Genomic DNA, 16,845 nt, shown 5'->3' with positions numbered 1-16,845 from the left:
AGGAACGCATGAACACTCCTTCATGCGTGATCTGTAGTATTGCCCCATGGGTCATGGAGCCGCCCCCGCCGAGAACGCCGTCCCGCGTGCACGCCTGGACGCCGACAACGCCGCCCGCGTGGCCACCACCCTCCAGGCCCTGGCCACGCCGTCGCGCCTGCTGATCCTCGCCCGCCTGCGCGAAGGGCCCTGCGCGGCCACCGAACTCGCCCACGCCGTCGGTATGGAACAGTCCGCCTGCTCCCACCAGCTGCGGCTGCTGCGCAACCTCGGCCTGGTCGTCGGTACCCGTAAGGGCCGCTCGGTGGTCTACGCGCTGTACGACAACCACGTCGCCGAACTGCTCGACCAGGCCGTCTACCACACCGAGCACCTGCGGCTCGGGCTCAGCGACGCCGACGGAGAGCCGGTCCAGGACGCCGCACGATGACGTCGGCCTTCGCCACCGGCCGGCCGTTTCCGGTTGCCGTTGCGGGCGGCGTCTGAACCGTCAGTGCGAGACGGCCAGTTGGGCGGCGTGGTGCTTGGGGGCGTCGATCTCGTCGAGAAGGGCGGCGGCGAGGTCGGGGTGGGAGATGCGGCCGGTGCCGGTGACGGCGCCGACGGCGGTGACGTAGCGGCCGGTGGTCGGGGCGTCGGCGGTGAGGTCCATGGGCGGGACCACCATCAGCCAGTCGAGGGGGGCGGCCTCGGCGGTGAGCAGGTCGAACTCGGCGACGTGGCCCTGGGCGAACGTCCGGTACTGCTCGGGGAATTCGGGGTCGTCCATGAGGCGGACGCCGGGCGCGGTCTCCAGCGTGGTGGCGATGCCCAGCACCAGCAGGCGGCCGACCCCGGCGGCGTTCAGGCCGGTGACCAGGGCCCGCGCGGCGGCGGTGAAGTACGTCTCGGACGGGACGTCCAGGCGCACCGAGGCGTTGATCGCGGCGTCGTGGCCGGCCGCGACCCGGGCGACGGCGTCCGCGTCGGTGGCGTCGCCGGACACCACCGTCACGCCCGAAATCCCGTCCAGCTCCGGGTACTTGGCTGGGTCCCGGACCACCGCCGTGACGCGGTGCCCGCGGCCGACCGCCTCCGCGACCGCCGCCCGGCCGACCCGTCCGCCCGCGCCGAAAATCACGATCCTGCTCATGGCTCCTCCTCGGTGCCCCGCTGCTTTCCGTGTCGTCGCCGACGGTAGGGCGGGCACCCCCGGTTACTGCAACGGAACCGGGGACGAGGTGCGGTTATCGTCGTACGCATGGCCACCTTTGACGAAGCCGGCGTGTTCGACCTCCGGGAGTGCGCGGACCGTCCACCGCTGAGGGTCGGCGACAAGTGGTCCGGCGCGGTGCTGCGCTGCCTGGAGGACGGGCCGCACCGGTTCACCGCACTCAAGGCCCGGCTGCGCGGCGTCAACGCGAAGGTGCTCACCGAGACCCTGCGCGCGATGGAACGCGACCGCTGGCTGACCCGCACCGACCACGGCGGCAACCCGCCGCACGTCGAGTACGCCCTGACCGGGACCGGCCGTTCGCTGATCGGCGTCCTGGACACCGCCTGCGCCTGGGCCCGCGAGCACCAGGCGAATTGACGGGACGTCAGGGCAGTCGCCGGTACACCTGGCGCGAGCCGCCCTCCGGCCCCGGCTCGGCGGCCTCGGCGGGGAGGAACCCGAGCCGCTCGTAGAACACCCGCGCGCCACTGACCACCGCCCCCGGGTGGTCCGCGCCGAATGTCACCACCTCGACGGTCTCCACCCCGTCCGCGCAGCGCGCCAACGCCTCCGCCACCAGCGCCCGCCCGACCCCCAGCCCCCGGACGTCCTCGTCCACCACCAGCCAGTGCAGGTGGCACACCGGCGGCCGCCGCCCGACCAGCAGCCCGCCCACCACCCGCTCCCCGGCCACGGCCACCAGGGCCGTCCCGCGCGCCAGTTGACGCGCCACCGCCTCGTGGAACCCGGGATCGTCCACCATCGCCCCGAACCACTGCTCCACCTGCCCGGCCAACCGCACCAACGCGCCGGCGTCCCCGCCCCGACCGGTGCGCACCCGTACGTCCATCGGTTCCCCTTCGGCCGAGGCGTCGACATCCGGGCAGGCGAGGGCCTGGTCGATCAGGGCGCGGCGGGCTTCGTCCTCGAGGATCGCCTCGTAGCCGGGTTTGCCGGACAGGCGGAGGCCGGAGCGGCGGGCCGCCAGCAGGGCGGAACGGATCGCCGGGTTCATGGCGCCGATGCGGATCACCGTGCGGAGGGCCAGGTCGAACAGGTAGTAGTTGGGTTCGGCGCCGGTGATCGGGAGGATGTACTCCGTCACGGCGGCCACACTCGGTCCGGGCCGGCCGGTGAGTTCCCAGAGGGCGGCTGCGGCGTCGATGCGGAGGCTGTAGTCGGTGGTGGCCACGAGACGGCGGAGCTGGTCGGCGGATCGGTGGATCGTCGGGCCGGGTTCGGCGATCCATTCGAGCCGGCGTCGGTGCTCGTCGTCCGGCAGGCGGAGGCCGCGGACGAGTGGTGCGGCGGCCGGGCCGATCGCCTCCAGGACGTTCATCGCGTGGTGTGCCGTGAAGGAGTCGTGGAGCAGCGGCAGCACGTCCGGTGCGGCCGGCGCGGCGTCCGGGCCCCAGGCCGCCAGGGCATCGAGGAGACCGCGGGCTGCGCCGCGCGGGTCCGACCGGCGGAGCGCTTCGCGCAGTTCGGGCAGCAGGACCTCCGCGTGTGCCCGGAGCGGGGCGAGCACGTGGACGATCTCCGGGCGGCGTGGCCCGGAGAGGTCGTTCGTCTGCGCCCAGTCCTCCTCCTTCTGCCGGCGCAACCGCTCGGCCAGTCCCGGGAGCCCGCGCGGGTCGCCGATCCGAAGCAGCGCCCAGCGGGCGAGCTCGCCGACCGTTCCGTTCAGATACGGGTCCGCGCCGTCGTCGTCCAGCAGCGCGGCCAGGCGGTCGGCGTAGGGGGCGGCGGCGGGGCCGAGGCCGGCGAGGAGATTGGCGGCGCGCTGACGGACGGCGGGGGAAGGGTGGTCGAGCAGCGGGCCGACGGCCGGCAGCAGTGCGGGGTCTGTGGCGTGCCGCCGGGTGAGCGTGGACCAGGCGAGGTCCAACGCCGTTCGGCACAGGGGGGTGTCGCCGCTCTGCTCGGCAGCGGTCAACAGGCGTAGCGGGAAAGCGATTTCCAGGTCGGGGCGCTGCATCGACCTCCAGAACACCCAGAACACCCGCTCGATCAGGTGCTCGCGCCCGCACGCCTCGTCGATGCCCGGGAGGTACCAGATGTCGGCGAAGCGCGGGCGCAGTGCCGGATCGGTCAGGACGGTGATCAGGCGTTCGAAGTGCCGGGCCGGCAGATCGCGGTCGGTGGAGGCGAGCACAGCCGCGACGTACAGCGCCGGGTCGTCGCCGGCCAGGGCATCCGCCACGACAGCGGCGGCCTCGACGTCCTCGTCCTCGTGCCACTGGTTCAGCAACTCGAACCGCACCGACCGGTCGGTCTCGTCCCGCCAGCGCTCCAGCAGTGCCCCGGCCGTGTGCGCCAGCGGGGCCGCCGCGCGCCGGACCGCCGGGTCCGGGTCGGTGAGCAGCGACAGCACGGCCGGCCGGTTCTGCGCCAGGAGACCGGGCAACTCCAGCAGGTCGACCAGGATGCCGATCAAGGTGAGGCGGGCGCCCATCGCCGGGTCGGACGCCAGGGCGAGCAGGAACGGCACGGCGACCGGAGTGGCGGAAGGAGGTTGCTGCGACTCCCGGGGAAACAGGCAGTACAGCGGCCTGCAGTCCTCGTCCGTCGCGGCTGCCCCCGCCAGTGCCAGGCGGCGCAGGGTGTCCGCCACGGTTTCGGCGGGTGCATCCCCGGTGGTCAATTCTCCCCACGCCACGGCGTCCAGTGCGTCCGGCGACAGCCCCATCCTCGTCCTTCCGTTCGGGTCGGCCGTCATTGTGCCGGTGTGCCGGGGGCCGTGTCGTGGGGATATCGCGCTGTTACGCGCCGACGTATTCGGCGAGGTGGCGGCCGGTGAGGGTGGCGGGGTCGGTGATCAGGGCGGTGGGGGTGCCCTCGAAGACGATGCGGCCGCCGTCGTGGCCGGCGCCGGGGCCGAGGTCGATGATCCAGTCGGCGTGGGCCATGACGGCCTGGTGGTGTTCGACCACGATGACGGACTTGCCGGAGTCGACCAACCGGTCGAGCAGGCCGAGGAGTTGCTCGACGTCGGCGAGGTGCAGGCCGGCGGTGGGTTCGTCGAGGACGTAGATGCCGCCCTTCTCGGCCATCTGCGCGGCCAGCTTCAGGCGTTGGCGTTCGCCGCCGGAGAGGGTGGTGAGCGGCTGGCCGAGGGTGAGGTAGCCGAGGCCGACGTCGGTCAGGCGGGTCAGGACGGTGTGCGCGGCGGGGGTGCGGGCCTCGCCGGTGGAGAAGAAGGACTCGGCCTCGTCGGCCGACATGGCGAGCACCTCGGCGATGTTCCGGCCGCCGAGGCGGTACTCCAGCACCGCGGCCTGGAAGCGCCTGCCCTCGCACTCCTCGCAGACCGTCGCCACCCCGGCCATCATCGCCAGGTCGGTGTACACCACCCCGGCGCCGTTGCAGGTCGGGCACGCGCCTTCGGAGTTGGCGCTGAACAGGGCCGGCTTCACCCCGTTCGCCTTGGCGAAGGCCTTGCGGATCGGCTCCAGCAGCCCCGAGTACGTCGCCGGGTTCGACCGCCGCGAACCCCGGATCGGGCTCTGGTCGATCGCCACCACGCCCTCCGGCGCGCCGCCCTTCAGCGCCGCGCCGCTGACCAGCGAGCCGTGCACCAGCGAACTCTTCCCCGAGCCCGCGACGCCGGTGACCACCGTCAGCACGCCCAGCGGCACGTCCACGTCCACCTCGCGCAGGTTGTGCGCACTCGCCCCGCGGATCTCCAACACCCCGGTGGGCGTGCGGACTTCCGGCTTCAGCGCGGCCCGGTCGTCGAAGTGCCGGCCGGTGATGGTGCCGCTGGCGCGCAGCGCGTCCACGCTGCCCTCGAAGCAGACCGTGCCGCCCGCCGAACCCGCGCCCGGGCCGAGGTCGACCACATGGTCGGCGATCGCGATGGTCTCCGGCTTGTGCTCCACCACCAGCACCGTGTTGCCCTTGTCGCGCAGCCGCAGCAGCAGGTCGTTCATCCGCCGGATGTCGTGCGGGTGCAGGCCGGTGGTCGGCTCGTCGAAGACGTACGTGACGTCGGTCAGCGAGGACCCCAGCTGCCGGATCATCTTCACCCGCTGCGCCTCGCCGCCCGAGAGGGTGCCGGCCGGGCGGTCCAGGGAGAGGTAGCCGAGGCCGATCTCGGAGAACGAGTCCAGCACCTGCCGCAGCGAGGCCATCAGCGGGCCGACCGAAGGCTCGTCCAACTCCCTTACCCAGTCGGCGAGATCACTGATCTGCAGGGCGCAGACGTCGGCGATCGAGCGGCCCTTGATCTTCGAGGAGCGGGCGGCGGTGCTCAGCCGGGTGCCCTCGCACTCCGGGCAGGCAGTGAAGGTGACGGCCCGGTCCACGAAGGCCCGGATGTGCGGCTGGAGGGCGGCCCGGTCCTTGGAGAGCATCGACTTCTGGAGCCGCAGCACCAGGCCCTCGTAGGTCATGTTGATGCCCGCGATCTTCATCCTGGTCGGCTCCAGGTGCAGGAAGGCGTGCCGCTCCTTCTCGGTGTACTCGCGGATCGGCTTGTCCGGGTCGATCAGGCCCGACTCGGTGTACAGCCGGTAGTTCCAGCCGCCCGGCTTGTACCCGGGGACGGTCAGCGCGCCCTCGTTCAGCGACTTGGCGTCGTCGTACAGCTGCCCGAGATCGATGTCGGTGACGCTGCCCCGCCCCTCGCAGCGCGGACACATCCCGCCGGCCCGCGAGTACGTCCGCTTCTCGGTCTTCGAACCCTCGCCGCGCTCCACCGTGATCGCCCCCGCGCCGTGCACCGTCGGCACGTTGAAGGAGAACGCGGGCGGCGGGCCGATGAACGGGTCGCCGAGCCGGCTGAACAGGATCCGCAGCATCGCGTTGGCGTCCGTCGCGGTGCCGACGGTGGAACGCGGGTCGGCGCCCATCCGCTGCTGGTCCACGATGATCGCCGTGGTCAGGCCGTCCAGCACGTCCACCTCGGGGCGGGACAGCGTCGGCATGAACCCCTGGACGAAGGCGCTGTACGTCTCGTTGATCAGCCGCTGCGACTCCGCCGCGACCGTGCCGAACACCAGCGAACTCTTCCCCGAGCCGGACACTCCGGTGAACACCGTCAGCCTGCGCTTGGGCAGTTCGACGCTGACGTCCTTCAGGTTGTTCACCCGCGCCCCGTGCACCCGGATCAGGTCGTGACTGTCCGCCAGGTGCTTCCCGTCCGCCTGCCCGCTCGCCTGCCCGCTCGTCCGCCCACTCGCCCGCCCACTCGTCCGCTCGGCGCCGCTCATCGCTCCTCGTCCCTCCGTCCGGCGGCGCCCGTGGCGACACCGCCGCCCCGATCCAACCACCCCGCCAGACCCGAAACCGGCAGGGTGCTACGGCTCGCCCCTTTCAAGCGCAGGTAAAGTGACGGGCCGGAACCACGGGAGGGCACCGATGCGGGTACGGGCACGGACGCGAATACGGATGCCGTGGGCGGCCCGGACAGCCGGTGCCGCACTCGCCGCCCTGCTGCTGCTCCTGCTCGGCACCGTCACCGTCACCGTCACCGGAGCCACCCTCGCCGCCGCCGACCCGGCCCCCGTACCGAGTGCCGCACCGGGCGCCGCCGCCGACAGCCGGACGCGGATCGACCGGCTGGCCGACGAACTGCGCAAGAACCCGGTGTACGTCTCCGCCGCCCGGCCGCGCGAACTGCCGCGCTCGCTCACCCCGCGGATCGCCGAACTCGCCCGGCGCACCGGCGTCCCCACCTACGTGCTGGCGGTGCCCGAGACCAAGGAGCCCGAACTGCTCGCCCTGGTCCACGACCGGCTCGGCGAGAACGGCCTGTACGTACTGATCAACGAGTACGGCTTCGTCAACGCCTCCGCGTTCGGCTTCGACCTCCCCACGGCGGACGCCGCCCGGGTCGCGTTGTACGACACCCCGTACGGGGCCGGCCCGCTCGCCGGGTTCGAGAAGTTCGTCGACGCCGTGGCCCTCGGCAACGAGAAGGCCGCCGCCAAGGCCGAGGAACTGGCCGCCCGCTACCGCGACATGGACCGGCCCACCCAGTACATCGGGGCCACCGACCGGCAGAACCAGAACCTGGTCCTCGGCATCGCCGTGGTGCTGCTCCCCGGCCTGGTGCTCGCCCTCGGCTTCCGCCTCTCCCGCCGCTACGACACGCCGTACACCACCCCGGAGCCGAAGGGCGCCGGGCCGCGGAAGACCGACCTCGCCAAGCCCGGGAAGGCCGACCGCGCAAAACCTGCGGCTGCAAAACCCGCGGCCGCGAAGGACGCAGCTGCCGTCCGGGCCCGCCGCCACCGCGGCGTGCTGACGGGCGCCCTGCTGGCGGCGGCCGCCGTCGTGGCCGGCGTGGTGCTCGCCGCGCCCGCCGTCTACCCGCAGACCCAGGACAGCCCGAACCTGACCGTCACCCAGGCCGACCTGGACGCCCGGGTGGACGAGGTCGTCGCCGGGCTCGCCGCCGGGCCGATCTACCAGGACCCGTCCACGCCCGACGCGCTGCCCGCCGCCGACCTGCCCGCCCTCCGGCAGCGGATCGCCGAACTCGCCCCCAAGGGCCCCGTCCACGTGGTGGTCACCGCGTCCACCAGCGCCGACGAGACCGCCCACGACGACCGGCTGCTGCTCTCGCTGATCCGCGCCCGCACCGGGCGGAACGGCGTCTACATCCTGGTCGACCCGACGCTCGGCGGCTTCGAACTGCGCAGCTTCGGCACCGACCGCGACACCGAAAGCCGCTTCGCCCGACTGGACCCGAACATCCGCTACCCGTACGGGTCGTCCGCGGACCTGAGGACGGTGCCGCGCCTCCACCAGGTGCTGGACGCCGTCGCCGCCGCCGAGCCGCGCCCCGGTGACGACCCCGTCCCCACCGAGATCACCCTGCCGCCGCTGCGCGACAACCGGCTGCCACCGCTGTTCAGCGGCGACTTCGGGGGCGGCCTGGTGCTCGGCGCCCTGCTGCTCGGCGCGGTGCTGCTGCTCGCCCGGGCCGCCGTCGCGGTCGTCCGCGCCCTGCTCCGCCGCCGGGCCCGGGCCGCCGACCCGACCGCCGCCGCGTCCTCGGCGCCCCCGCTCAGGGCCCGGCACAGCAGCCCCAGGCCGACCCTGCGACAGCTGCGCAGCTGGGCCGAGGAGGACGTCCGCGCCCTCGCCGCCCAGCTCGCCGCCGCCGCACCGGACGCACCCGGCCGGGCCCGCGCCTGGGACTGCCTGGACGCCGCGCAACTGCTCGCCGACGACACCGGTGACACCACCAGCGCCACCGGCGCCACCGGTGCCACGGACGGCGCGGACGGGGTCGGCCGGACGGCCGCCGTCGTGGTGCTCGCCCAGGGCGGGCTGGCCGCGCTGCGCGGCAACCTCCCGCTGACCGTCTGCCGACTCAACCCGCTGCACGGCGAGGCCACCGGCGGCCGGGTGCCGACCTGGTTCGCCCGCCTCGGCATCGGCCCGAACTCCGCGCAGCTCTGCCCCGGCTGCCGGGACGCCGTCCGAGACGCCGGCGCCCACCGCCGCGACGCCGATCCCGCCGTCCGCCGGCGCGTCGTCGACGACCGGACGCTGCGCCTGCCCGCGCCGAACGGCCGCACCGGGCATACCGGGCACACCGTCTGGGACCAGGCCGGGCCGATCCTGCCCGCCGCCCGCGAAGGCCTCGATCAGCTCGTCCTCAGGGCCAGGGAGTCCGCCAGTGTCCAGTGACCGCCCGACCGTCCGACGCCAGACCGTCCGACGCCCGTACGCCGCCGCCCTGTCGGCCGCCCTGCTGCTCGGCATGGTGCTGCTGCTCGGCACCGGCGGCCCGGCCCGCGCCGACAGCACCCCGGCCGGCGGGTCGGTCACCACTGTCGTGGACGCGCTGCGCACCGGCCCGATCTACGTCGATCCGGCGTTCGCCGCCGCCGTCACCGCCGCCCAGCAGAAGGAGATCGCCGACCGGATCGCCGCGACCGGCCTGCCGATCAAGGTGGTGCTGGTGCCGCTGACCAAGGGCGACGCGTTCGACGGCGACCCCAAGTCGCTGGCCGCCGTGGTCAACGAACGCCTCGGCCTGCCGCAGCTGATCCTGCTCACCAACGACACCTACGGCACCTGGCTGATCGGCACCGAATGGCCGACCGACACCCACCAGGTCCGCGACTCCGCCAACGCCGTCGCCATGGTCAAGGAACTGAAGGACGCCGGCCTGGCCGCCCGGGTCGGCCGGGCCGTCGAGCTGATCGGCACCGGAAAGGGCACCGAGGTCTACCAGGCCGAGAGCGAGCGACTGGACCGCGAGTATGCGGCCCGCCCGCACACCCCCGAGCCCAACTCGCCTTCCTTCGGCGGTAGTTCCCACACCCCGACGGTCGTTGCGGTGGCGGTGGTGGTGGTCGTCCTCGCCGGCGGCCTCCTCCTGGTGCGCCGCCGCCGCTCGTCCCGCCGGGACGCCGCGTTCGCCCTCCCGGCCGTGGTGTTCGCCGCCGACCGGGCCGCCGACGAGGCCGGGCTGCGCCGCCGGGCCGCCGCCGAGGTGCTCGCCCTCGGCGAGGCCGTGAACGGCGCCGACGGCACCACCACCCCCGGCCTGGCCCGCGCCCTGGACGCCTACGACGCGGCCGGCCGGGTGCTGGACGGCGCGACCGACCTCGCCGACCTGGCGGGCGTGCTCGCGCTCGCCGCCGAAGGCCGCGCCGCGCTCGCCACCGGACCGGCGCTGCCGCTCTGCTTCTTCGACCCCCGCCACGGCACCGCCGGCGCCCGCACCAGCTGGCGGCCGCTCGGCCGCCGCGACCGCGTCGACGTCGCCGCCTGCCCGGACTGCCTCCGGGCGCTGCGCGCCCGCCGCGCCCCCGAGGCCCTCGCCGTCCGCGAACAGGGCCGCACCGTCCCGTACTTCGAAGTCCCCGCCGAGCGCAGCCTGTGGGCCGCCACCGGCTACGGCTCGCTGCTGTCCGGCCCCGACGACACCCTCGCCGCCCGGGTCGGCACCGGCCAGTTCAGCCGCGCCCGCCACCGATCGGCCGATCCCACGGACTGACCGCCGCACAGGCCTCGGCCGGCACCTCAGCCACCACGTCGGCCTGCACCCCGGCCACCACGTCGGCCTGCACCCCGCCCGCCGCCAGCCGCTCGCGCAGCCAGGTGACCTCGGGCAGCGTCCCGGCCAGGCCCTCGCCGGCCAACTGCCCGGCCAGCACGCAGGCTCGGGACAGCGTCACGTCCCACGCCCCGCGTACGGTCTTCAGCACCGCGACCCGTCCTGCCGCCGGATCGGCCAGCCGCAGCCGGGCCGTCCCGTGCCGGGCGATCAGTCGGTCGCGCACCCAGTCGGGCGTCTCGTCGACGCCGAACCCCAGGCACGCCGACGCCCCGCAGGCCGGGCAGTGGAACTCCGAGTCCCAGTGGAGCCGTCCGTCCCGCAGCTTCTGCCCGACGTCCTGCCTCGCCTCGGCGCCGCAGTCGTCGCACACCACCGTGAACGTCACGCCCCACGCGGCCACTTCGCCCACCCCTTCCGGTCGATGGTCATATTGTCCTCACGACAAAGGACAGTGAACGAAGGGTAGGTCCATGGATCTCACCGGACGCACCATGGTCATCACCGGCGCGGGCCGCGGCACCGGCCGCGCGCTCGCGATCCGGGCCGGGCGGCTGGGGGCGCGGGTACTGGTGTCGGCGCGCGGGCTGGACGCGGCCCGGCGGACGGCCGAGGAGATCACCGCCGACAGCGGGGCCGCGGCGGAGGGCCTGGCCTGCAACATCTCCGACCCCGCGTCCGTCCGGGCGTTCGCCGCCGAGGTCGCCGCCCGCACCGACCGGGTCGACGTGCTCGTCAACAACGGCGCCCGCTACCTGCACGGCGCCGACCTGCTGGACGCCGACGACGAGGCGATCGCCGACACCATCGCCTCCGGCGGCACCGGCACCGTCCTGGTCACCCGTCACCTGCTGCCGCTGCTGCGCGCCTCGGTCGCCGCCGACGTGGTCAACCTGGTCTCCTCGGTCGGCGAACTGCGCAACCACCGCTCCGCCTCGCACCCCGCCTACTACGCGGCGAAGGCCGCCCAGTCCGGCTTCTCCGACGTGCTCTCCGCCCGGCTGCGCCCCGAGGGCATCCGGGTGATCGCGCTCTACCCGCCGGACTTCGACGACGGCGACCCGCTCGCCCCCGAGTGGGACGCCGCCTCCCGCACCGCAGACGACGTGCTCACCGCCCAGTCCGTCACCGACTGCGTGCTGTTCGCGATCGGTCAGCCCCGGGACTGCTTCATCCGCAGCTTCTACTTCGAACAGCGGTAGCGCACAAGGGAGTTCAATCCTCGACGAACTCGACGAGCTGCATCATGCCGAGCTCCTCGTGGTGCAGTTGGTGGCAGTGTGCGAGGGCGCGGCCGGTGAAGTCCTGGTACTTGACCAGGAAGGTGACGGACCCGCCGGGCGTGCCGCCGGCCAGGCCGACGGTGTCGTGCCAGACCGGCGGGTCCAGCCGTTGGCCGTTGCGGTGGGTGACGAGGAACTGGTTGGTGTGCAGGTGGAAGGGGTGGCCGTGCGAGGGCACGGTCTCGTCCGTGCGCACCGTCCACCGCTCGACCGTGCCCAGGCGCAGCCGGTGGTTGACGTACTCGGGGTCGAAGCGGCCGTAGGCGGGGTCGTGGACGAGGTCGCCGCCGGGGTCGGCTGCGGGCGTGGCGTGGCTGCCCAGCATTCGGAAGGCGTTGGGGAACGCCCCGTCGAAGGCCTGCGGGTCGACGTGGAGGACCACCTCGCGGTCCGCGTCGGGGTTGGCGATGTCCCGCTCGTCGAGGAGCGGCCGGCCCGGCGGCAGCGCGGACGGCAGTCGCATCGGCGGGTCGACGGACTCCTCCGAGACCTCCACCGTCATCAGCGGACCGCTCACCCCCTCCGCCCGCAGCTCGTACCGGCCCGGCGTCTCGCCCCGCACCAGCAGGTCGGCGCGGTTGCCCATGGCCAGCTGCACCGTCGTCACGGCGACCGGCGCGGCGAAACCGATGCCGTCCTGGGCGATCTGATGCATCGTCAATTTGGCGTCTTCGGAAGCCACTTGCAGGCGCAGCGCGGTGAAGGCGGTTGCGGCGACCAGTCGCCAGCGCTGGACCTCGCCCCGGCGCAGTCCGATCGTGGGGTTGACGGCGCCGTTGACGGTGAAGACGGACAGGACGTCGGTCACCCAGGCGCCCGAGGTGAAGGCGGGGATCCTGCCGTCCTCGATCTTCAACTCGTTGATGCAGACCACGACATCGGCGGCGGCCTTGATCTCCGGCACCTCGTCGACGTCGCCCTCGACGATGATCACCCCGGCCATTCCGCCGACGATCTGCTCGGCGGTGGACCCGTGCAGGTGCGGGTGGTACCAGTACGTCCCCGCCGGGTGGTCGGCCGGGATCGGGATGGCCGTCCGGTAGCAGGGCTCCGCGACGCCGGCGGCCACGTCCTCCGCGCTGCGCGGCGCGAACTCGCGCTGGACGTTGTCGGCGTACCCGGACGGCGGGACGTGCATCCCGTGGGTGTGCACGTTGAAGCTGTTGGCGTGGTGCGGCGTGTTGTGGTCGCCGTGGAAGGGTTCGTTCGGCGGCAGCCCGTTGACGTGCGTCAATCGCAGGGTGTCTCCGGCGCGCACCCGCAGCGTCGGCCCCGGGATCGCCCCGTTGTAGGCGCGCGTGGTGACCTGCCCGTATCCCGGCACGTCGACGTCCGCGAACCGTACGTCCAGGGTCTGTTCGACGCACGGCCCCGTCTCGGCGGCGGCCGTCCGCACCCCCGAGACCGCAGGCTGCGGAAACCGTGCCGTCGCCGTCGCCGTCGCCGTCGCCGTCGCCGTCGCCGCCGCTGCGCGCCGCCCGGCCGGCATCCCGTCGGAGGCCACCGCGAGACCGGCAATGCCTTTGAGGACCAGGCGGCGACTGATCCGACCACTCTCTCCCATGACCGGGCAATCTAGACCAAACGGACAAAACCGCCTCGGCGGCGCACCGTTCGCCCAGGCGCTCTTTCCGCCGGAGGTCAGGCCCGTCGGCGGTGGATCAGCTGCCGGTGCGACTCCTGCAGGCCCTCGGGGAGGTCGTCCGGCGCGAACCACCCGGCCTCCAGGATTTCGAACGGCGCGACCTCGATCCGCCCGTCGACGTACAGCGCCTCGTAGGCGACCTCGATGCGCAGCTTGAACCCGCTCTTCAGGAAGGCCAGTTCGCCCGTCTTCACGGTGAGCCCGGTCTCCTCGCGGACCTCGCGCACCACCGTGTCCTCGAAGCGCTCGCCCTTGTTCGCGTACCCGCTCGGCAGGCCCCACTGCCGGCCCTCCGGCCACATCCGGTGCTTCAGCAGCAGCACCCGGCCCCGGTCGTCGCGGACGATGCCGGTGACCCCGACCATGAACGTCGAGTGCCACAGCCACAGGACGCGCCACTGCAACGGGCCCCGGATCGCGCGCCAGAGCTTCACAGTGAGCCTCTTCATGGATGCGCCCCTCTTCTCGCCGGCCGGCCGCCGCACGCGGTCCGCGCGGTCGGCCCACCCTCCTGCACCGCGGTCCCGCGGCGCCAGTTCCGGTGGCGAGGTCCTGCCGGTAATCGTACGAGTGTTCGAACGGGGCGTACGCTGGGCGGCATGACGTACCAGCTGCAGGGATCGCTGTTCGACGCCGACGGCCCGGAGGCGGAACCCGCACTCGGGCCGCTGGACGGGATCGAACGCACGGTGCTCGGCGGCGGGGCGTGGATCGACGTGCTGCCCGGGTGGCTGAGCGGGGCGGACGCGCTGTTCGAACGGCTGGCGGGCGGGGTGCCGTGGCAGGCCGAGCGGCGGGAGATGTACGAGCGGGTGGTGGCCGTGCCGCGGCTGTTGGCGTACTACCGCGAGGACGCCGAGCTGCCCGACCCCGTGCTGGCCGAGGCCCGGGACGCACTCGGCGCCCACTACCGGACGGAGCTGGGGGAGCCGTTCGCCACCGCCGGGCTCTGCCTGTACCGCGACGGCCGGGACAGCGTCGCCTGGCACGGCGACCGGATCGGGCGCGGCGACCGGGAGGACACCATGGTCGCGATCCTCTCGGTCGGCCAGGCCCGGCCGCTGCTGCTGCGCCCCCGGGGCGGCGGCGGGCCGACGGTGCGGCGCTCGCTCGGGCACGGCGACCTGCTGGTGATGGGGGGCTCGTGCCAGCGCACGTGGGAGCACGCGATTCCGAAGAGCGCCGGTGCGGTCGGCCCGCGGATCAGCGTCCAGTTCCGGCCGCGCGGCGTCCGCTGAGCCGTCGGCCGATCGGGTCCGAACTTTGGCTCTTTATCGCGCAGCCCGCGGCAGTTGCCGTCGTGGATACTGCCGGTCATGAACGGACGACCGGCAGTTACCAGGCTCCTCGCCACGCTCGCCGCCTGCACGGCCGGCGCCTCCCTGATGGTGGGCGTCCAGGCCGCCCCCGCGTCCGCGGAGGTCTTCTGCGGCACCCACTCCGTCGACGGTGCGATCTGGACCGAGTACACCCAGGCTCCCGGCGTGCGGGACGCCCTCGGCTGCCCCACCAGCGACGAACTCGGCCTCCCCGACGGAGTCGGCCGCCGGCAGGTCTTCGACCACGGATCGATCTACTGGAGCCCGAACACCGGGGCGCACGCCGTGTGGGGCCTCATCGGCCAGGAGTGGGCCCAACACGGCTGGGAGGGCGGCTACATGGGGTACCCGCTCACCGACGAACTGAAGAACCCCGACGGGATCGGCGTCCGCCAGCAGTTCCAGAACGCCACGGTCTACTGGTCGCCCGGCACCGGGGCGCACGCCGTGCACGGCAACATCGGCTGGTGGTGGGGCCAGTACGGCTACGAGAGGGGGACGTACGGCTACCCCACGAGCGACGAGTACGACGCCGGACACGTCGGCGGGAACGTCGACGACAACAACGGCGTGCGCCAGGACTTCCAGAACGGCAAGTACCTGCTGTGGAGCGGCGGGCAGCAGGACGCCTTCGAGTCCTGCCAGAGCGCGTGCATCGGCTACGGCGGCATCACCAACAGCAAGTGGGTGGTCAAGACCGAGGTCTACATCAACTGGAACGACAGCCGCTTCACGTCCGTCCACGTCACCCCCACGGACGCCGCGTTCAAGTCCCCGCTGGGAGGCGACGACGCCGCCGGCAACGTGGACGAGGACTGGCGACAGGTGTGGTCCAACACCCGGATGTTCCCCGGCGCCACCCCGACCGAGCAGAACTCGACCTACCAGCAGCTGCTCTGCCATGCGGACTTCTCCTACCCCAACCCCAAGGGCGGCCACCTCGGCGGCCCGACCTGGGACCTGGAGACCTGGCGTCCCCAACTCACCGGCAGCAACGACGCGATCCTCAAGAAGATGCTCGCCTCCGGGTGCAACTGGGACACCGACTCGTAGCCGCGCGAGGGTCCCGGACCGGGCCGTGGAGGCGGGTTCCGGGGCCCCCGGCGGCGGGCCTGCTACGGGAGGCGGTCCAGGAGCCAGGTGGCGAGTTCCTCGGTGATCTCGGCGTGGCCGGTGTTCTGCGAGGAGTACACGAAGTCGTCCACCGCCACGGCGTCGGGGGCGAGCCGGTCGACGGGGGCGTAGAGGTCCCGGTCCGTGCCGAGGTCCAGACCGGTCGCCGCCACCGCGCTGATCGTGGGCACGAAGCAGACGGACGCGGCGGCGGGCTCGATCCCGACGGCGCCGGTGGCCCCGAGGCTGTCGCCCGCGACGCCGAAGGTGCCGAGCGTGCCGCCGGGCGCGCCGTCCAACTCGGGGAAGCCGTCGGTGCGGACGGTGTGCCCGGACGGCAGGCCCTTGAGCCGGGCGACGACCTGCTCGTCGCCCTTGGCCTGGGTGCGCAGCGTGGTGCCGTCGAACCGGCCGCTGGTCGCCCTGACGGCGTCGATGCCGGGCTTGACGCCGTTCCCGCCGCCGTCGCCGGCGCCGTTGGCGACCGCCAGCAGACGGGGGAGCCGCGGCCAGTCGCCGACCCGCCGGAGCGCCTCCAGGAACTCGGTGCGCAGCGGGTCCTGGCGGGGCGTGCCGTCGACCGTCTCCAGGTGGCGCCAGAGGAGTTGACGGGCGGCCGGGCTGTTGACCTGCCGGGACAGGGCCGGAGTGGCCTTGAGGGCGTGCGCGAGGGCCTGGAGGCCGATCGGGATCCAGGCGCCGTTGTGCGGACTGTCGTACGAGAAGTACGTGGCGGTCCGGTGGTCGACCCCGTCCGCCTCCAACCTGGCGAGCGCGTACCGGGTGACCAGCCCGCCCGCGCCGAAGCCGCCGACCGTCAGCGGGTGGCGGCCCGGCCGCTCGACGAGGGCGCGCTGGATGCACTCGATGGCGGTGGTGGCGTTGTTCAGGACGGACGCGCTGCGCTCGCGGTAGCCGAGCAGGACGACGTCGTGGCCGCGCCGGCGCAGGGCGGTGAGGAGGGCGAACTTCCCGCGCTCCAGGGCGTGGTGGAGGATGTCGAGATCGCTGGGGCCGTTGCCGAACCCGTCCGACATGATGACCGGACGCGTCAGGCCGGGCCCCTCGGGGTCGGCGAGGTAGACCCAGGCGGTGCCGCCTATCAGTCGCCACGTCCGGTCCGGCGCGGGCGCCTCGGGGAGGTCGGGCGCCTCGGGGAGGTCGGGCGCGGCGGGCGGGGCGAAGAAGTCGAAGGGCATGACGGCGGGCTCGTGCTGAGTGGCGGTCATGCCGGGCGCTCTACCCGGGGGTGGTGAACCGCCATGCCG

At 73.5% G+C, this 16,845-nt stretch carries 14 protein-coding genes; 7 read left to right on the top strand and 7 right to left on the bottom strand.

The window, feature by feature from the left end; translation table 11 throughout:
• The first annotated feature begins 46 nt into the window (after positions 1-46).
• Positions 47-430, top strand: coding sequence for an ArsR/SmtB family transcription factor (locus tag AMK19_RS19325; RefSeq protein WP_073813302.1), 384 nt, complete (start codon positions 47-49; stop codon positions 428-430).
• A 60-nt stretch (positions 431-490) separates the two neighbouring features.
• Here the strand turns inward: AMK19_RS19325 and AMK19_RS19320 are convergent, their stop codons facing one another.
• Positions 491-1,132 (bottom strand): NAD(P)-dependent oxidoreductase, encoded by a 642-nt coding sequence (locus tag AMK19_RS19320; RefSeq protein WP_198953371.1) that lies wholly within the window; start codon positions 1,130-1,132, stop codon positions 491-493.
• Between the two features lie 108 nt (positions 1,133-1,240).
• On the opposite strand from AMK19_RS19320, the gene AMK19_RS19315 reads away from it, so the two are divergent.
• Positions 1,241-1,573 carry a winged helix-turn-helix transcriptional regulator gene (locus AMK19_RS19315; RefSeq protein ID WP_073813300.1) on the top strand — a complete coding sequence of 111 codons (333 nt, stop codon included), beginning with the start codon at positions 1,241-1,243 and terminating at the stop codon, positions 1,571-1,573.
• Positions 1,574-1,580: 7 nt separating this feature from the next.
• On the opposite strand, the gene AMK19_RS19310 is transcribed toward AMK19_RS19315, so the two are convergent.
• Together AMK19_RS19310 and AMK19_RS19305 are read right to left on the bottom strand one after the other, a co-directional pair.
• Positions 1,581-2,045 (bottom strand): GNAT family N-acetyltransferase, encoded by a 465-nt coding sequence (locus AMK19_RS19310; RefSeq protein WP_073813802.1) that lies wholly within the window; start codon positions 2,043-2,045, stop codon positions 1,581-1,583.
• A 1,912-nt stretch (positions 2,046-3,957) separates the two neighbouring features.
• Positions 3,958-6,408 (bottom strand): ATP-binding cassette domain-containing protein, encoded by a 2,451-nt coding sequence (locus AMK19_RS19305; RefSeq protein ID WP_073813299.1) that lies wholly within the window; start codon positions 6,406-6,408, stop codon positions 3,958-3,960.
• 178 nt (positions 6,409-6,586) lie between these two features.
• Between AMK19_RS19305 and AMK19_RS19300 the strand changes: the two genes are divergently transcribed.
• Together AMK19_RS19300 and AMK19_RS19295 are read left to right on the top strand one after the other, a co-directional pair.
• On the top strand, positions 6,587-8,839 hold the full coding sequence (locus AMK19_RS19300) for a hypothetical protein (RefSeq protein WP_073813297.1): 2,253 nt from the start codon (positions 6,587-6,589) through the stop codon (positions 8,837-8,839).
• Positions 8,829-10,157: a hypothetical protein gene (locus AMK19_RS19295; RefSeq protein WP_073813296.1), complete on the top strand. Its 1,329-nt coding sequence runs from the start codon at positions 8,829-8,831 to the stop codon at positions 10,155-10,157. Before AMK19_RS19300 ends, AMK19_RS19295 begins: the two co-directional genes overlap by 11 nt.
• Here the strand turns inward: AMK19_RS19295 and AMK19_RS36050 are convergent.
• Positions 10,117-10,620 carry a hypothetical protein gene (locus AMK19_RS36050; RefSeq protein WP_158071928.1) on the bottom strand — a complete coding sequence of 168 codons (504 nt, stop codon included), beginning with the start codon at positions 10,618-10,620 and terminating at the stop codon, positions 10,117-10,119. The two genes, AMK19_RS19295 and AMK19_RS36050, sit on opposite strands and share 41 nt — an antisense overlap.
• A gap of 70 nt (positions 10,621-10,690) precedes the next feature.
• Here AMK19_RS36050 and AMK19_RS19285 point away from each other — a divergent pair, with 70 nt between their 5' ends.
• Positions 10,691-11,419, top strand: a complete 729-nt coding sequence (locus AMK19_RS19285; protein ID WP_073813292.1) for an SDR family oxidoreductase — start codon at positions 10,691-10,693, stop codon at positions 11,417-11,419.
• A 13-nt stretch (positions 11,420-11,432) separates the two neighbouring features.
• On the opposite strand, the gene AMK19_RS19280 is transcribed toward AMK19_RS19285, so the two are convergent.
• Positions 11,433-13,064, bottom strand: a complete 1,632-nt coding sequence (locus AMK19_RS19280; RefSeq protein ID WP_083647064.1) for a multicopper oxidase family protein — start codon at positions 13,062-13,064, stop codon at positions 11,433-11,435.
• Between the two features lie 77 nt (positions 13,065-13,141).
• Complete coding sequence (locus AMK19_RS19275; protein WP_073813288.1) at positions 13,142-13,594, bottom strand: NUDIX domain-containing protein; 453 nt, start codon at positions 13,592-13,594, stop codon at positions 13,142-13,144.
• Between the two features lie 150 nt (positions 13,595-13,744).
• Here AMK19_RS19275 and AMK19_RS19270 point away from each other — a divergent pair, with 150 nt between their 5' ends.
• Both AMK19_RS19270 and AMK19_RS19265 read left to right on the top strand, forming a co-directional pair.
• Positions 13,745-14,383 carry an alpha-ketoglutarate-dependent dioxygenase AlkB gene (locus tag AMK19_RS19270; RefSeq protein ID WP_073813286.1) on the top strand — a complete coding sequence of 213 codons (639 nt, stop codon included), beginning with the start codon at positions 13,745-13,747 and terminating at the stop codon, positions 14,381-14,383.
• A 78-nt stretch (positions 14,384-14,461) separates the two neighbouring features.
• The gene (locus tag AMK19_RS19265) at positions 14,462-15,517 is read left to right on the top strand and encodes a DUF2599 domain-containing protein (RefSeq protein WP_073813284.1); all 1,056 of its coding nucleotides are present in this window, start codon (positions 14,462-14,464) and stop codon (positions 15,515-15,517) included.
• 62 nt (positions 15,518-15,579) lie between these two features.
• Here AMK19_RS19265 and AMK19_RS19260 read toward each other — a convergent pair whose 3' ends face one another.
• Positions 15,580-16,806: a hypothetical protein gene (locus AMK19_RS19260; RefSeq protein ID WP_143200294.1), complete on the bottom strand. Its 1,227-nt coding sequence runs from the start codon at positions 16,804-16,806 to the stop codon at positions 15,580-15,582.
• Between the last annotated feature and the right edge of the window lie 39 nt (positions 16,807-16,845).

This window comes from Kitasatospora sp. CB01950 (assembly GCF_001905465.1).
Taxonomy (GTDB): Bacteria; Actinomycetota; Actinomycetes; order Streptomycetales; family Streptomycetaceae; genus Kitasatospora.
This window is presented reverse-complemented; position numbering and strand designations above follow the sequence as displayed.

What these genes read in the sequence shown, in the direction of transcription:
- AMK19_RS19305 (WP_073813299.1), bottom strand. Translation starts at nt 6,408, where the DNA reads ATGAGCGGCGCCGAGCGGACGAGTGGGCGGGCGAGTGGGCGGACGAGC.
- AMK19_RS19280 (WP_083647064.1), bottom strand. Translation starts at nt 13,064, where the DNA reads ATGGGAGAGAGTGGTCGGATCAGTCGCCGCCTGGTCCTCAAAGGCATT.
- AMK19_RS19300 (WP_073813297.1), top strand. Translation starts at nt 6,587, where the DNA reads ATGCCGTGGGCGGCCCGGACAGCCGGTGCCGCACTCGCCGCCCTGCTG.
- AMK19_RS19315 (WP_073813300.1), top strand. Translation starts at nt 1,241, where the DNA reads ATGGCCACCTTTGACGAAGCCGGCGTGTTCGACCTCCGGGAGTGCGCG.
- AMK19_RS19285 (WP_073813292.1), top strand. Translation starts at nt 10,691, where the DNA reads ATGGATCTCACCGGACGCACCATGGTCATCACCGGCGCGGGCCGCGGC.
- AMK19_RS19320 (WP_198953371.1), bottom strand. Translation starts at nt 1,132, where the DNA reads ATGAGCAGGATCGTGATTTTCGGCGCGGGCGGACGGGTCGGCCGGGCG.
- AMK19_RS19325 (WP_073813302.1), top strand. Translation starts at nt 47, where the DNA reads ATGGGTCATGGAGCCGCCCCCGCCGAGAACGCCGTCCCGCGTGCACGC.
- AMK19_RS19265 (WP_073813284.1), top strand. Translation starts at nt 14,462, where the DNA reads ATGAACGGACGACCGGCAGTTACCAGGCTCCTCGCCACGCTCGCCGCC.
- AMK19_RS19275 (WP_073813288.1), bottom strand. Translation starts at nt 13,594, where the DNA reads ATGAAGAGGCTCACTGTGAAGCTCTGGCGCGCGATCCGGGGCCCGTTG.
- AMK19_RS19260 (WP_143200294.1), bottom strand. Translation starts at nt 16,806, where the DNA reads ATGACCGCCACTCAGCACGAGCCCGCCGTCATGCCCTTCGACTTCTTC.
- AMK19_RS19270 (WP_073813286.1), top strand. Translation starts at nt 13,745, where the DNA reads ATGACGTACCAGCTGCAGGGATCGCTGTTCGACGCCGACGGCCCGGAG.
- AMK19_RS19310 (WP_073813802.1), bottom strand. Translation starts at nt 2,045, where the DNA reads ATGGACGTACGGGTGCGCACCGGTCGGGGCGGGGACGCCGGCGCGTTG.